Origin of the sequence: Niveispirillum sp. SYP-B3756, from assembly GCF_009495745.1 — a bacterium.
In the GTDB taxonomy this organism is placed as follows: domain Bacteria; phylum Pseudomonadota; class Alphaproteobacteria; order Azospirillales; family Azospirillaceae; genus Niveispirillum.
Genome location: NZ_WIDQ01000015.1, coordinates 59,366 through 74,644 on the forward strand (window position 1 = coordinate 59,366; position 15,279 = coordinate 74,644).

Annotated in this window: 14 protein-coding genes and 2 tRNA genes; 7 read left to right on the top strand and 9 right to left on the bottom strand. The window is 63.5% G+C overall.

The window, feature by feature from the left end:
* Positions 1-96: 96 nt before the first annotated feature.
* Positions 97-1,698, bottom strand: coding sequence for a peptide ABC transporter substrate-binding protein (locus GE253_RS20900; protein WP_153206086.1), 1,602 nt, complete (start codon positions 1,696-1,698; stop codon positions 97-99).
* 223 nt (positions 1,699-1,921) lie between these two features.
* On the opposite strand from GE253_RS20900, the gene GE253_RS20905 reads away from it, so the two are divergent.
* Together GE253_RS20905 and mnmA are read left to right on the top strand one after the other, a co-directional pair.
* Entirely contained in the window at positions 1,922-2,614 is a 693-nt protein-coding gene (locus tag GE253_RS20905; RefSeq protein ID WP_173012759.1) for a beta/gamma crystallin-related protein, read from the top strand.
* Positions 2,615-2,897: 283 nt separating this feature from the next.
* The gene (mnmA, locus tag GE253_RS20910; protein WP_153206088.1) at positions 2,898-4,046 is read left to right on the top strand and encodes a tRNA 2-thiouridine(34) synthase MnmA; all 1,149 of its coding nucleotides are present in this window, start codon (positions 2,898-2,900) and stop codon (positions 4,044-4,046) included.
* On the opposite strand, the gene GE253_RS20915 is transcribed toward mnmA, so the two are convergent.
* From GE253_RS20915 to GE253_RS20935, 5 genes are all read right to left on the bottom strand, one after another.
* Positions 4,012-4,320: a hypothetical protein gene (locus GE253_RS20915; protein ID WP_153206089.1), complete on the bottom strand. Its 309-nt coding sequence runs from the start codon at positions 4,318-4,320 to the stop codon at positions 4,012-4,014. The genes mnmA and GE253_RS20915 overlap by 35 nt on opposite strands.
* 69 nt (positions 4,321-4,389) lie before the next feature.
* On the bottom strand, positions 4,390-6,057 hold the full coding sequence (locus GE253_RS20920; RefSeq protein WP_153206090.1) for a GGDEF domain-containing protein: 1,668 nt from the start codon (positions 6,055-6,057) through the stop codon (positions 4,390-4,392).
* A gap of 220 nt (positions 6,058-6,277) precedes the next feature.
* Positions 6,278-6,352 (bottom strand) — tRNA-Met (locus GE253_RS20925).
* A 71-nt stretch (positions 6,353-6,423) separates the two neighbouring features.
* Positions 6,424-6,498 (bottom strand) — tRNA-Met (locus GE253_RS20930).
* A gap of 66 nt (positions 6,499-6,564) precedes the next feature.
* Complete coding sequence (locus GE253_RS20935; RefSeq protein WP_153206091.1) at positions 6,565-6,768, bottom strand: hypothetical protein; 204 nt, start codon at positions 6,766-6,768, stop codon at positions 6,565-6,567.
* Between the two features lie 276 nt (positions 6,769-7,044).
* On the opposite strand from GE253_RS20935, the gene GE253_RS20940 reads away from it, so the two are divergent.
* The 5 genes from GE253_RS20940 to GE253_RS20960 all read left to right on the top strand — a co-directional run bounded on the left by GE253_RS20940 (position 7,045) and on the right by GE253_RS20960 (position 13,136).
* A complete protein-coding gene (locus GE253_RS20940) occupies positions 7,045-8,625 on the top strand; it encodes a hypothetical protein (RefSeq protein WP_153206092.1) in 1,581 nt (526 codons plus the stop codon).
* Between the two features lie 11 nt (positions 8,626-8,636).
* The gene (locus GE253_RS20945) at positions 8,637-9,314 is read left to right on the top strand and encodes an RNA pseudouridine synthase (RefSeq protein ID WP_247878788.1); all 678 of its coding nucleotides are present in this window, start codon (positions 8,637-8,639) and stop codon (positions 9,312-9,314) included.
* A 60-nt stretch (positions 9,315-9,374) separates the two neighbouring features.
* Positions 9,375-10,133, top strand: a complete 759-nt coding sequence (locus tag GE253_RS20950) for a sulfite exporter TauE/SafE family protein (RefSeq protein ID WP_153206094.1) — start codon at positions 9,375-9,377, stop codon at positions 10,131-10,133.
* Positions 10,134-10,676: 543 nt separating this feature from the next.
* On the top strand, positions 10,677-12,548 hold the full coding sequence (locus tag GE253_RS20955) for a flagellin (RefSeq protein WP_153206095.1): 1,872 nt from the start codon (positions 10,677-10,679) through the stop codon (positions 12,546-12,548).
* Between the two features lie 333 nt (positions 12,549-12,881).
* A complete protein-coding gene (locus GE253_RS20960; protein ID WP_153206096.1) occupies positions 12,882-13,136 on the top strand; it encodes a DUF6460 domain-containing protein in 255 nt (84 codons plus the stop codon).
* Between the two features lie 31 nt (positions 13,137-13,167).
* Here GE253_RS20960 and GE253_RS20965 read toward each other — a convergent pair whose 3' ends face one another.
* The 3 genes from GE253_RS20965 to metC form a co-directional block, all read right to left on the bottom strand.
* Positions 13,168-13,536 carry a hypothetical protein gene (locus GE253_RS20965; protein WP_153206097.1) on the bottom strand — a complete coding sequence of 123 codons (369 nt, stop codon included), beginning with the start codon at positions 13,534-13,536 and terminating at the stop codon, positions 13,168-13,170.
* A 108-nt stretch (positions 13,537-13,644) separates the two neighbouring features.
* Positions 13,645-14,085 (bottom strand): phosphoribosyl-AMP cyclohydrolase, encoded by a 441-nt coding sequence (gene hisI, locus GE253_RS20970; protein ID WP_153206098.1) that lies wholly within the window; start codon positions 14,083-14,085, stop codon positions 13,645-13,647.
* A gap of 2 nt (positions 14,086-14,087) precedes the next feature.
* Complete coding sequence (gene metC / locus GE253_RS20975) at positions 14,088-15,272, bottom strand: cystathionine beta-lyase (protein WP_153206099.1); 1,185 nt, start codon at positions 15,270-15,272, stop codon at positions 14,088-14,090.
* Positions 15,273-15,279: the final 7 nt, after the last annotated feature.

Genomic DNA, 15,279 nt, shown 5'->3' on the forward strand with positions numbered 1-15,279 from the left:
CATGATGATTGCAACACCCCGGTGGTAGGAATTCACGCCGTGGCACTGCACTCATCATGCAACAATGCTATCCGCCCGTCGCGCCCCCCACGGCGATCAAACGGATAGGAATTTGGCCGGATGCAGGTCCAGTGGGTTGTCCACCCAGCCTTTCAGGGCTGGATTGACCAGCCGGCGGCTGGATTGCCGCATGATCGGGATCATCGGCATATCGGCCATGGCGATGTTTTCCGCAGCGGCCAGGGCCGCCCGAAACCCCTCCAGGCTCAGGCTGGCATCCACCGCCTCCATCGCCTGATCGAAAACCGGGTTGCGATAGCCCGGCCCCAGCGCCTCCGCACGGGAGCGCAGCAGGTTGAGATATTCGGTCACCAGCCCCACCGCCCAGGAGATGCGGGCGAAATCCGGATAGGAATGTTCCTTCATCCGGCTGACCACCACCTTGAATTCCTGGTTGGACAGGGTGGTCTTCACCCCCAGCACCTGCTGCCACATGGCGGCCACCGCCACGGCGACCTGCCGGTTCAGCTCGTTGGTGTTGTACAGCAATTCGATGGGCGGCAGGGTCTGGCTGCCGGGGCCGTACCCGGCCTCTGCGAACAGGCGGCGGGCCAGGGCCACCCGGTCAGCATCGCCCAGCTTTGCCCAGTCCGGCTCCGGCGGCTGATAGCCGACCAGCCCCGGCGGCGTCATGCTGTAGGCTGGCGGCTCATTCCCCCGGGCGATCTTCTCCACAATGGTCTTGCGGTCGATGGCAATCGCCAGGGCTTGGCGCAGCTTGGCATTCTCCTTCCAAGGCGCACGGGTCAGGTTGGGCACCAGGAAGAAGGTGGAGGCGCGGGGCGCCAGCCGCAGACTGTCGGCCAGGTTGCTGCGCGCCCAGTCCAGCTGGGTGGGCGGCACCTCCTTGGTGGCCACCAGTTCCCCGCTGCGGAAACGCTTCATCTCCGTCTGCAGATCTTCGGTGACATGGTAATTCACAGCACTGGCGGCGATGCTGGCCGCGCCATGGTAATGCGGGTTGCGCTTCAGGGCATAATGGCTCTGCGGGATGGCGGCATCCAGGATGAAGGGGCCATTGCCCACCAGCTTGCCCGGCTGCGGGAAACTGTCGCCATGCTTTTCCACCGAGGCGCGGTGCAGCGGGCTCAGCACCCAATAGGCGGTATAGACGGTCAGATCCGGCTTGGGATGTTCCAGCAGCACTTCCAGCTGATAGGGGCCGATGGCCCGCACGCCCAGTTCAGCCGGCGGCTTTTCCCCCCGCATGATTGGCATGGCGTTGCGGATGGGGGCGATCCATTCCGGCAGGCCCAGCCGGGTGGCAGGCGTCACGGCGCGGCGCCAGGCGAACACAAAATCATCGGCCGTCACCGGGCTGCCATCGGACCATTTGGCATCCTGGCGCAGGGTGAAATTCCAGCGCAGCCCGTCGGCGCTGGTTTCCCAAGATGTGGCGACACCGGGCACCACAGTGCCGGCGGCATCGAAGCTGGTCAGCCCTTCCCACAATTCCACGAACAGGCCGCCGGCCACGATGGTGGTGGAACGGTGCGGGTCGGCCGTGTCGATATCGGGACCGAGGCCGATATTCAGGATCGTTGGTGTTGCTGCCAGACTGGCCGTCCCTGGCAGGCCAAGGGCCAGCCCCAGGGACAGGCCGCCGCCCATAATGCTGCGCCGTGTGATGTTGGTCATGAGGGTTGCACTATCTCCCGGTCTGCGCAATCGGCAGCACAGACTGTCTGGTCATGTGCCCTCTGTCCATCTTCAATCCACAACGAAATTGTGCCGCGCCTGTGCCCTTGCTGCGCCATAAAGCCACGCGACAGTGATGATCTGTCCGGCGATGGCCGGAAGACAGCAGGACGGGAGGGGGGCTGGCGGCCCATGGTGGGTGGGTTGGCCCCTTGGACAGAAGATGAAGAAGATCGTTGCGATCACCCTTGGGTTGGCAAGCATGGCTTGGTCGGGGGCGGCCCTGGCCGGGGCGGTGACGCTTTATGCCGAACCGGACTTCCGTGGGGATCGCATCACCATCCGCGATGATGTCGATTCGCTGGCCAAGATTCCGCCCTGGAATGACCGGGCCCGCTCCGTCATCGTGCATTCGGGTGTCTGGGAGATCTGCAAGGACAAGCGCTACGATCATTGCCAGACCTTCGCCGGCGGCGCCCGTATCGCCAATACGGCGGAGGTGAAGAATCTGCGCGGTGGCATCAGCTCCCTGCGGGAGGTGCAGGATAACTGGCGCGACGGGCGCGACCGCGATTGGGATGACCGGCGCTGGGATAACCGGCGGTGGGAGGATGATCGCCGGCCGGGCTGGGGCCAGCGCGACCCGTGGGAGGATAATCGCCGGCCGGATCGGCGCGCCGATGACGATGGGATCATCTGGGATAATCGCGGCAACAAGGATCGGGGCGACCAGTGGGATGCCAATCCCAACCCCAGCAACAGCTGCCAGCGGGAGGTGCAGAAAGCCTTCATCCAGCGCTATGGCTTGAGCGGCAGTTCGCGCTTCACCGGCAATGAGTATGAGGGCAACATCTGGTGGGAAGGCCAGCGCTGGAACTATCGCTGCAGCGGCGGCCAGATCAATATCTGGCAGTAATTCCTCGATATCTGTCCAGAAAGTTATCTCGCCTTTCGAAGCCTTGCCCTTTCTCTACCGTCATTCCCGCCTTCGCGGGAATGACGGTTAAGATATTGGAAAATAATTAAGAGTTCCTGGCCCGACTCTCAGACGCCGGGCGGCGGCATCCGCCGCCTTGGCCTCCACGCGGCGTGTACTCTATGCCCCTTGGTATATCCCCATCCGCCCCACCGCCCCTTCATAGCCGCTTTGCTTTGCATCCCCGTGGCGGCGGGGCGGGGGGCGGCCTATATTTGCGCCCATGAACAGCCTTGGTCTCGATAAGTCGCCCGCCGACACCCGCGTCGTCGTCGCCATGTCTGGCGGCGTTGACAGTTCCGTTGCAGCCGCCATGTTGAAGCGGGAGGGCTATGATGTCGTCGGCATCACCCTGCAGCTTTATGATTACGGCATGACGGTGGGCAAGAAGGGGGCCTGCTGTGCGGGCCAAGATATCTATGATGCCCGCCGCGTGGCCGACCAGATCGAGATCCCGCATTATGTGCTGGATTACGAAAGCCGGTTTCGCAATTCGGTGATGGATGATTTCGTCGATACCTATCTGAAGGGCGAAACCCCCATCCCCTGCGTGCGCTGCAACCAGACGGTCAAGTTCAAGGATCTGCTGGATCAGGCGCGCGAGCTGGGGGCGGAATGCATGGCCACCGGCCATTATGCCCGCCGCCTCGTCGGTGCTGATGGCAAGGCGCAGATGCTGCGCGGGGCCGATCACAGCCGCGATCAGTCCTATTTCCTGTTTGCCACCACCCAGGAACAGCTGGATTTCCTGCGCTTCCCCCTGGGCATGAAGCCGAAGACGGAAACCCGCGCCATCGCCGATGAGCTGGGCCTGGCCGTGGCGGACAAGCCGGACAGCCAGGATATCTGCTTCGTCCCCACCGGCGGTTACGCCAAGGTGGTGGAGAAGCTGCGCCCCGGTGCCGTGCGGCCCGGGGAGATTGTGCATGTCGATGGCACTTTGATGGGCCGGCATGACGGGGTGATCAATTATACGGTCGGCCAACGCCGGGGTCTGGGTATCGGTGGCCGTAAGGGGGAGGGCGGGGACGAGGCTGATCCGCTCTACGTCGTGCGTGTCGACCCCGTGGCCAATCAGGTGATTGTCGGTCCCCGCGCGGCACTCGCCCGCGATCGGGTGCAGGTGCGGGAGGTCAACTGGCTGGGTAACCCGGCCGCCGGTGTGCCGATGCCGGTGATGGTGAAGCTGCGCTCCGCCCAGAACCCGGCGCCGGCCGTGCTGCTGCTGCATGGCGACGGCAATGCCACTTTGGATCTGGAGGAGGCGCAGCATGGCATCTCCCCCGGTCAGGCAGCCGTTTTCTATGATGGGGAACGGATGCTGGGCGGTGGCTGGATCAGCGGAACGGCCCAGCGGCGCGCTGCCGCCTGATCCAGATCAGGCGGATGATGATCCAGGGCGTGACCAGAATCGCCACCTGGGTCAGATAGCTGACCAGATTGAACAAGGGCTGCTGCGTTGCCCCCCTGATATAGCCCCACCAGAATTGGGTGACGGGGGTACGAAGGGGGGCGACCAGCCCGTCCCAGACGCTGCGCACGCCATCTGGCAGAAAATCGAAGGGCAGGCCGGGCACAATCACGAAGATAAAGGCCAGCAGAATGGCGGGGATCAGGTAAAGCGACGGGCGGCGGTTGCGGGCCATGGGGACACTCCCTGGGGAAGGCTTTGGCGCCTCCGATGCCCGCCATGGTAGGGGCGATGATCCGCCAGTTCAATCGTGACAGGGCAGGCCCAGCGTCAGTTCAGACACCAGGGCCGGGTAATGCACCGCCCGGTTCTTGCCGCGTTTCTTGGCTTCATAAAGTGCTGCATCGGCATGTTTCAGCAGCGTTTCGGCATCGTCCCCGTCCAGCGGCCAGACGGCGATGCCGATACTGCAGCCCACGTTCACCGTCACGCCTCCATCCTGGATGCTGACCGGCTGTGCCACGGCGGCCAACAGGCGGGCGGCCACCGCCGCCCCCTCCGCATGGCCGTCTGCCCCGTCGCAGGGCAGCAAGGCGGCGAACTCGTCGCCGCCAATGCGGGCGATCAGGTCATTCTGGCGCAGCACGGTGGAAAACCGCGCTCCCACCTGCCACAGCACGGCATCGCCGGCATCATGACCATATTGGTCATTCACCGGCTTGAAACCGTCCAGATCAATATAAAGGGCGACCAGCTGTTCGTCCGTGGCCTGGGCGCGGGCCAGTGCCAGCCCCAGATAATGCTCGAAGAAATGCCGGTTGGGCAGGGCGGTCACCTTGTCCTGATAGGCGATATCCTCCATCTGGGCCAGCGCCTTTTCCGAAGCGATCAGGGCGCCGTTGCTGGTCACCAGATTATTGATCAGATCGCCCAGGGTCTGCGACAGGATGCGGGTTTCGCGGGCCCCGCCCACCATGGGGATGGCTGCATCCTTGTCGCCCTGGCGGATGCGTTCCGCTGCCTTGGTGATGGCACGCAGGGGGCGGGTGATGATGCCGGCAGTCAGCCAGCCAATGCCACCCAGCAAGGCTGCCAGCAGCATTCCCACCAGATAGACCCGGTTCCGCATATGCTGGACAGCCTGCATGGCCTTGTCCATGGGCTGGCGGACAATAACCGTCCAGCCCAGATCCTTGACCATTGCCCCATCCACCCCGGTGGAATAGCCGGTGAGATAGGCATGATCATCCGGCCAGCGCCTTTCCTCCCACCCCCGTTGACCCGGGCGAGGGGCGAAGGCCAGCGGATGGCCGATCATCGCCGTTGGTCCCAGCAGCACAGTTCCCTCACGGGCGACGACAATCACCTCCATCCCCTCATGGTTGGAGACCGGCCGCAGCAGGTTGCGGGCCAGATCGCGCACCCAGGTCCAGCTGTAATGCATGGCCAGCACACCGACGACAGCGCCGTTCGGCCCCTGGATGGGGGCGGCGACATCGACGAATTTCACCGGCTCCCCTGTCGGGTTCGGCAGCAGGGAGGCCAGCAGGACGGCATCATGCACATCGCCGAGAAACAGGCCCTTGCTCCCTTCCGTGAAGACCGGCCGGCTGGCGATGCTCTTGCCGGTCAGGACGCCCCGGCTGCCGGCAATCACATTGCCCTGGGCATCGGTGACGCCGATCCAGGAGGCGGTCGGGTCCAGGGACACGATCTCATCCACCGTGCGCTGGGCATGGACCGGATCGGTCAGCCCACCGAACTGGGTTAGCAGCAGGGCCTGGCTGGCCCGGTGGCGCATGTCACCATTGATCTTGTCGGCCATGCCATCGGCGATGCTGGCCAACATGCTGCCCACCTCCCGCCGCAGGGTGGTCTGGGCTTCGCCCTCCATATAGGCGCCGCAAAGGGTCGTCGTGGTGGCTGTCAGGATCAGGAAAGACAGGCCGATGATGCTGCGCAGGCTGAGCATGGGCGATGCTCCGGGGGCGGTACCAGGGGACGAAGCGCCACCGCCGGGATTGCGGGCCGCTACACAGGGGAAGGTTTACTCGTAATTAACCGAGCTTCCCGCAGGCGCAAACGGCGTTCCCTCTATCCATTCGGTGAGGAAACCGTTGAAAAATGGGTTGGGAGGGGGGAGGCCAAAACAAAACGCCCCGCCGGGCGCTGGGGCCGGCGGGGCGAATGAATGGTGGCACTGGCGTGATTTGAACACGCGACCAAGGGCTTATGAGTCCCCTGCTCTACCGCTGAGCTACAGTGCCGAAACCCGGGCCCACAGGGCCGAATGCCGTGATGTAGAAATACGGGCGCATATCCTGTCGTCGGGAGGGGATGGTGGCACTGGCGTGATTTGAACACGCGACCAAGGGCTTATGAGTCCCCTGCTCTACCGCTGAGCTACAGTGCCATCGACCGCCATTCCGATCGGGAGCCGCTGTGTAGATAAAACAGCTGCTTTCGTCAAGCCTCTTTTTCAGTTTTCATCCGTGCCCTTGATCGTCTGTTCCAGCCAGGCGCGGTAGCGGCCCAACCTTGTGCCGTCATGGCCTGGCCAGCCGGCGCGGCTGGCATAGATTTCCGCTTCCCGCCGGCTGGCGGCCCAGCAATTCACCTCTGTCCACTGGCCCGCCTCATCGCGCCAGCGGAACACGAATGGGGCGGGGGAAGGCATGGACATGGTGGGGGCACCGGGCGCGGCTGTCATACGGGACAGAATGCCGCGTAAAGCCCGTGTCTGTCCACCTGACACCGGTTGCGTTATGTGCAGGAAATTGGCCGCTGGCAAAGCAAACTGGCATGGGTCTGTTCGCAATTCAGCAAAGCGGCCGGTGTTCCGGCCCACTGCCTGTCGATTTTCCCGATGGGTGCAATTGCATAGGGTGTTCATGAAGTTGGTGTGGCATACACGAAAGCGCGCTAGATAATGAACAGGACGGCTTTTGCCAGAAGCGCCATGAACGTCTCTGAAAGTACCATTAACGATCTGGTTGCCCGTCTGCCGACGGAAGAGGCCGACCGGCTGTTCGAGGAACTGGAACGGCTGGAGGGGGATACCGCACGCCGGCAGGCGGTGCGCCGTGCCCTGGTGGCCAAGCTGAACGCCCTGCGCCAGCAGCACGCCCGCCGCCTGTTCACCGAGCTGTTTCAGCGCTACATGACCCGTGATTCCGCCCTGCTGCGGCCGGAATTTGCCAGCCCGGGCACCCTGCATCCACTGGATGTGGGGGCCTTGTGGATCAGGCTGGTCGACAAATCCATCGGGCCGTTCGCCCGGCAGGCAGATGCCATGCTGGCTGAACGCGCCCAGTCCCGCCCGCTGCGCGCCGTGTTCGGCCTGCCGGAGGTGGTGGCCCTGCAGGTGGACCTGGCCAAGCGCGCGGCAGAGGTGCTGACAGCCACCCTGGGCACGGCCGGCGCCGTTCGCCCCTTTCTGGAGGAGACCAACCGCTGGCGCGGGCTGGAGGCCAGGCGGATTCGCCTGGGGTTTGACCCAAGGCCGTTGACCATTGAGGATTTGCGCCTGATGCAGGGGGTGCTGGCGCAGGGGCGGGCGATGGCAGAGCTGCATGAACAGTTGCGCCGGGCCGCCCGTGACCCGGATGCCCTGGCCGCCATGGTGGGTAACCCGGCGCAGGGGCTGGATGGGCGGGTGGCGGCCCTGGTCCCGGGTGTCGGAGTGCTGGCCCCCCTGGCCCTGCTGCATGTGGATCGGAACTATATTGCCGGCCGGATGATCCTGCTGCACGGGCCGCAGCCCTGGCAGGAACCGACGGTGATGGCGCTGACCCGCCATCTGGGGCGTACCTGCTTTGCCCTGACGGAAGAAATCCTGGGTGCCATGGGGGTGGGGCAACTGGTGCGGCCCGGCCTGTCGCTGCCGCTGGCGCGGCGCGACCTGCTGGACCGGGAACTGGGTAATCTGGATGTAATCCTCTCCCTGTTTGAGGATTTGGACCTGATCAACCATATGCGCTATGGCAGCCTGGCACGCGATTTCCTGGACCGCATGGTTCGCCGGGTGGAAGCAGAGCTTTATCCCATGCTGGAGGAGCGCTGCCTGATGGAAGGGCGCAGCGCCAGCCGCCCGATTCCTGATTTTGAGGCGCTGGACTGGACCCTGGCCTTTTGCAGCCGCTGGCGCGCGGTGTTGAAGCGCAGCCTGTTCTGGGGCACCGGCTTTTCCTCCTTCCATGATAATGTTGTGGCCGGGCTGCGGGATGCCTATCGCGGCTGCTTCTCCCGCAACGGTTACGCCTCGGCCTCGCAGCGGCTGGCCCATGCCATCCGGCTGGCGCAGCTGGGCAACCGGCTGGGGGCGGAGGCCGGCAGCTGGATGGGGCTGATGGACCCCGGCCTGACTCGCACCGTCGCCCAGCGGTTGAAGGAGCCGGAGCCGCTGTCCGGCGGGGAGGCGGCGCTGGCCCGCTCCGTGCTGGAACTGGCTATGGAGGAATTGCGCCGGACCAAACATTGGCGCGACCCTGCCTTGCAGCAATTTGCCGAGATGGCCGAGGCGCGGCTGGCCACGGAATGAGGGCCGGACCCATGGCTTTGACAGCGGCGGATATGCGCGCCCGCGTGCTTTACCGTGATGATCATGTGCTGGTGATCGACAAGCCCTATGGGCTGCCGGTTCATTACGGGACCAAAACCACCGACCATCTGGAACTCTATCTGCCGCATCTGACCGATGAGCGGGAGGAGCCGCCGCGTCTGGCCCACCGGCTGGACAAGGATACGGCAGGCTGTCTGGTGCTGGCCCGCGATGCTGCCGCTGCCGCCCGCATCGGCGACCTGTTCCTGGCCGGCAAGGTGGCAAAAACCTATTGGGCGGTGGTGGAGGGGCGACCGAAGGGCGATGCCGGCAGCATCGATATGCCCCTGTTGAAAGTGCGCATCCCCGGTACGTCAAAGGTGGTGGTCGACCTTGCCGGCAAGCCGGCCTTGACCGATTGGCGGCTGCTGGCCAGCGATGACCGGCTGTCCTGGCTGGAACTGCACCCGCGCACCGGCCGGATGCACCAGATTCGCGCCCATTGCGCCTATATGGGAATGCCGCTGCTGGGCGACCCGATCTATGGGGCGCAGATGCCGCCGCAAACCGGGCTGCATCTGATGGCCCGGGGCGTTCATTTCGCCTTTTCTGCTGAAATCCATGTATCGGCGGTGGCGGAGCCGCCCCCGCATATGGCACAGACATTGGAGAAGATTGTTAATGGATAGCCGCCGCTGGTTGCGCCAGCGGCAGGCACCTTCCGATAAGCAAGGAAGATAACCCCCCTTATGATCGAAGACATCCTGCTGTTCATGGCCGTCGGGTTCGCTGCACAGATGGTGGATGGGGCCATCGGCATGGCCTATGGCGTTACTGCCAGCAGCGTGATGATGTCCCTGGGCATTCCGCCTGCCACGGCCAGCGCCAGCGTGCATGTGGCGGAGATGTTCACCACCGGTGCGTCGGGCTTTGCCCATTGGCGCCGCCGCAATATCCGCCCGGAACTGGTCTGGCGTCTGGCGATTCCGGGTATGGTTGGCGGGGGGCTGGGGGCCTATGTTCTATCCGGCGTGTCGGGGGAACTGATCCGTCCCATCGTGTCCATCTATCTGGTGGCCATGGGCGGGGTGATCCTGTGGAAGGCCCTGCACCCGCCGCCGGCAACAGAGCTGTCACCCAACAAGGTGCGCGCGCTGGGTGTGGGGGGTGGTTTTCTGGATGCCGTGGGGGGCGGGGGCTGGGGGCCGATGGTGGCCAGCACCCTGATCGGGGCCGGCACCACGCCGCGCTATGCCATCGGCTCCACCAATCTGGCTGAGTTTTTTGTCACCACGGTGATTTCCTGCACCTTCATTCTGACCATTGGTCTGGATCTCTGGCCGGCCATTCTGGGCCTGATCCTGGGCGGCGTCATCGCTGCCCCCTTTGCCGCCATGGTGACGCAGAAGCTGCCCGATAAGCCGATGATGATCCTGGTGGCGATCATCATCATGCTGCTGAGCCTGCGCAATCTGGTGGAGGCGATCCACGTGCTGCTGGGCAGCTGAGCATTGCGCTCCCAACAAAAAGGGCCCCGCCATCGGCTGATGGCGGGGCCCTTTTTGTTGGGCATAAGCGACCCGGTTTTCGTTGGTTCCCCCGGCAGGAAATGCCGATCTAGGCAGAAAAGTCCCATCGGGCCGGGGGCCTGGAACTGGGACTCATTTTCCTCCTCTCCCCCGTCTGGGGATGGCTTCGGGCCGAAACCCCATCCGAAACTACGGAAATCCGCGCTTTTCGGCACTTGGCACGCTTCCTGCTTTGATGAGGGCGAACCCTTCGTGTCCACCAAAGCATAGGAAGAGCCGTAACTCTGGACAATGGCGTCGAGCGGACAGCGGTGCAGGAACAGCCTCCAGGCGCAATGCCTGTGCCAAGCCTGATTGCCGCGATCAGCACGACGGATAGCCCGATCCGCACCCGAAACTGCCGGTCCTGCATCGCACCCGGCGTCTTCCACGGTAACGGCTCTCACCCTGCGCCCAACGGTGTCCACGAGAATCGATTAGGGGCCTAAACGGTCCCTCGGTAGCGCTCAAAAGGAGATGACCATGTCGAGCAGTGATGTCCAGCTGACCGCAGGTATGCGCAATAACCTGCTGCTGTTGCAGAAGACCAACAAGGGCGTTCAGGAAATCCAGACCCGGTTGTCCACCGGCAACAAGATCAACAGCGCCCTGGACGGCCCCACCAACTTCTTTGCCGCCAAGAGCCTGAGCACCCGTGCGGGCGACCTGACCAAGCTTAAGGAAAGCATGGGACAGTCGATCAGCACCATTCAGGCGGGTGACAAGGGCATCACTGCCATCGAAAAGCTGGTCGAGCAGGCCAAGGGCCTGACCACTTCGGCCTATAACAGCCTGGGTACCGATCCGCAGTCGATCGCCACCCGCAAGTCGCTGGCCACGCAGTTCAATACCATCAAGGACCAGATCGACAAGATCGCCCGCGACAGTGGTTATGCCGGTAAGAACCTGCTGGTCGGCAATGGTCGTACGCTGGACAGCACGGCTGAAAGCCGTCAGCAGGTGAACACCATCTCCGGCTTGGCTTCCAGCCGCGTCACCAATGTGGTTTCCGCCGATACCTACTCCGTGCGCGTCAGCGGTACTGGCAATATCAGTGCCGATCTGGCCGATATTTCGACAGCAGAAGACAAGCGCGGCATCAGCTCCCTGAAAGTGTCCGGCAAATTGTCGGCAACGGCTGGTAACTTCGCGGACGTTTCCATCGAAATGCGCGGCAAGGCGGGACGTGAACGTACCGTCGTGGTGACGGAAGGTTCTGAAAGCCGCACCATCCGCTTCTTTGATAATAGCCAGTCGGCAGCAGCGAGCACGGTGACCGCTGGCGCAGAGGGCACCGGACAGGTGTCGAAGATCAAGATCGATGGTGCGATTGAGGAGGGTGATACCTTCACTGCGGCGGTGAATGGCCAGACCTTCACCTATAAGGCGACCGCCGCCGACGTGGTGGACAGCAGCACCGGCTTGGATTACAGCCCGGATCAGCGGCGGGAATTCGTAGCGGACAAGCTGGCCACCGCCGTTCAGGCCGGTCTAGATTCCGCACGCTTCTCGGTCGACTCCTCGGCAACCGACGGAACCTTTACGATCACCGGGCTGGTCACCACTGGTACGGCAGTTAGCTTCCAGGTTGGTGCTTCCACCACCAACGCGGCAGATAAGGCCATCTCCGTCAGCTTCACCTCTGGCACGGTCGTTTCTTTCAATGTCAATCGGGCCGATCTGGACAAGCTGGAAACGGCCGCCAACGGTACCTCTGTCGTTCAGAAGAATGTCGATATCGAAGTGTCGGCGACCAACCTCAATGGTGTCACGGTCAGCCGTTCAGGCAGCAATTCCAGGGGTAACGCCAAGCTGTCGGAAGGGGAAAATGCGCTGAGCTTCTCCTCCGGTACGGTGCGCTTCAATGTTGACCCGTCCACATTGATGCAGGCGGCATCAGCCCAGAACTCCGCCAACATCACCACGGTACAGCGGACCGACGCCAATACCGAGAATGACCTGAACGTTCAGTTGAACGAGTCCAACACCAACAATATCTCTGTTCAGTCGGTGAACGTGCAGACCGATGGTCAGGGCCTGCGTCTGGACTATGCCCAGAACAACTTCCTGGACCGGTCGGATATCGACAAGGCAGTCGAAAGCCTGACCTATGCTACGGCGACCCTGCGGTCGGCCTCGCAGGGCCTCAGCACCAACCTGAACATCATCCAGAACCGCGAGAATTTCACCAGCGAGTTCTCCAACGTTCTGACCGAAGGTGGGAACAAGCTGGTCCAGGCCGACCAGAACGAGGAGGGTGCAAACCTGCTGCTGTTGCAGACGCGTCAGCAGCTGGGCACCATCAGCCTCTCGCTGGCCAATCAGTCGCAGCAGGCCATCCTGCGTCTGTTCTAAGAATAGCAGGACGTTTTCTGAAAGACGGGGGAGGCGGCGGCCGCAAGGTCGCCGCCTTTTTCTTTTTGCAAAATAATACCAATCTCCCTTGATCGTGACCGATCCAGGGAGATTTTGTGCTCCCTCACGCGCCGGGCGCTGCCTCCGGCAGCTTGGCTTACGTGCCCATGGGGGCGCGGGCCGGCAGTCGCCGGCCTCCAATCCGTCAAGGGTCAAACCCTCGGCGGATTGGTATAATTCGCATTGTAGATTACAGTAAAATTCGATCTATTTCGGAAGGGGTGATCCCGCCGCGCTGTTGCGGTCTATCGGCCCATGGGGTACAGCCAAGGCATGAGACTGATCGTCAATATCCTGATCTGGTCCCTGCTGGTGGGGCTGTTGCTGGCGTGGCTGCGGATCGATCCCTACGACCTGCTGCGCGGTGCGCTGCATTCTGTTGCTGCCCTGCCAGAGATGCTGGCTGATCTGTTCGGCTGGGCCTGGCCCTATGTGGCAACAGGGGCGGTCATCGTGGTGCCGATTGCGCTGATCAGCTTGCTGCCCCGGCTATGGCGGCGGGGGCCTTCCGGCGGCGGACGGGATTGATACGGGGTATCGGCCGCGTCGGGGGGGGGCGTCAGTGCGGCAGGCTGTCGGCCCGTTCTTCCACCATGCTGACCAGCCGCGCGCTCTTGTTGAAATTCATCGTCATCATCAAGGTGGCGCGCCCCCGGATCAGGTAGACGCTTTTATCGGCCTCCGCCGGCAGCGGCACTTTTTTCGTCATGCAATAAGCCAACAAGGACGCCTGAAGCTCTGCTTCCGGGATGGTCAGGCTGTGCTTGCCACCATCGACTAACAAGGTGCAGCGGGTACCCTGGTTCATTTCCAGGCGCAGCCCGGTCACCTGCCCGTCGGGCAGCGCCTCGTTCAGCTTGCGGCGGCGGTCCAGGATTGCCGCCAGCACCTCCAGATCGGTGAACAGGATGCAGCGCAGCTCTTTCATCGGACTTCAGAACCCGGACATGTTCGTAACGGAAACAGCATAAGGGTTCGGCCCTGCCGCCGCCAGCTGGCAGGGCCGGGCCATCCCGACCCTATCCTTTTGCACTGATCAGAAGCCGCTGCCGCCTTGGTTGGCGCCATAGAGCGCGTTGGGGTCCATCAGCACAGGGGCGATAGTCTCCGGCCCCGTCGCGCGTGCTTCGATGTAGAAGCAGGAGCGCCGACCGGTATGGCAGGCGACACCCAGCTGGTCGACCAGCAGCAGCAGCGTGTCGCCGTCGCAATCCACCCGCAGCGCCACCAGGTTCTGCACCTGGCCGGAGGTGTCGCCCTTGCGCCAGAAGGACTGGCGGGAGCGGGACCAGTAACACGCCCGCCCGCTGCGCAGGGTTTCGCGGATGGTCTCCGCATTCATCCAGGCCATCATCAGCACCTCGCCACTGTCATGCTGCTGCGCGACGGCAGGCACCAGCCCCTCGGCGGTGAAGCGCACCTGGGTCAGCACGGCATCAATGGCGGAGTCGGGCAGGGGGGTGAAGGGAGTGGTCATTGTCACAGGGCCTTGCGCAGGCGGTTGAAACCATCATCCAGATCGGCGATCAGGTCGGCCGGATCTTCCAGCCCGGCATGGAGGCGGATTAATTGGCCGCCCTGCCAGCGGGTGGCGGTGCGGATGCGGCTGGGGTCGCAGGGCAGGATCAGGCTTTCAAAGCCACCCCAGCTATAGCCCATGCCGAACAGCCGCATCCCGTCCACCATGGCGGCGAGCGCCGCCTTCGGCACCGGATTCATTTCAAAGGCGAACAGGCCGCAGGCGCCGTTGAAATCCCTTTGCCAGATTTCATGGCCGGGGCAGCCGGGCAGGGCGGGGTGACGCAGCCGCGTCACCTCCGGCTGTTCGGCCAGCCAATTGGCCAGAATCAGGCCGGTTTCATGGTGCTGGCGCATCCGGGTGGGCAGGGTGCGCAGGCCGCGCAGCCCCATGAACAGATCGTCCGGCCCCGCCACGGCCCCCAGCTCCACCGATGCCTTTTTCAGCTTCAGCCAATGGGCCTCGCTGGCGGTGACGGTGACACCCAGGCTGGCATCGGCATGGCCGCCAATATATTTGGTGGCCGACTGGATGGTGATATCCACCCCATGGGCCAGCGGCTGGAACAGGATGCCAGCGGCCCAGGTATTGTCGATCATGCTGACAATGCCGGCGTCGCGCGCCACGGCGGCCAGGGCCGGCACATCCTGCAGCTCAAACGTTTGGGAACCCGGCGATTCCATGAACAGCACGCTGGTATTGGGCCGCAGCAGTGCTTTCAGGTCCGCGGCACTGATGCAGGGATCGTAATATTCCGTCTCCACCCCGGCCCGCTTCAGGATGCCGTCGCAGAAGCTGCGGCTTGGACCATAGGCCGTATCCACCATCAGAATATGATCATCGGCCTTGGTGAAGGCCAGCAGGGCGGAGGTGATGGCCTGCACGCCCGAGCCATAGGCGACGGCGCCATGGCCGCCTTCCAGCACCGTCACCGCCTCTTCAAAGGCGTGGCTGCTGGGGCTGCCGGTGCGGCCATAGCGGATGGAGCGGTAATAGGGATCGTAATCCTCCAACGCCGCCAGCGTGGGGAACAGGATGGTGGAGGCGCGAAACGGCGGCACATTCACCGCCCCGGCATGGCGTTCGGGATGACGCCCGGCATGGATCAGGCGGGTATTCTGCTTGGCGCTGTTATCGGTGCTCATCGGGGAC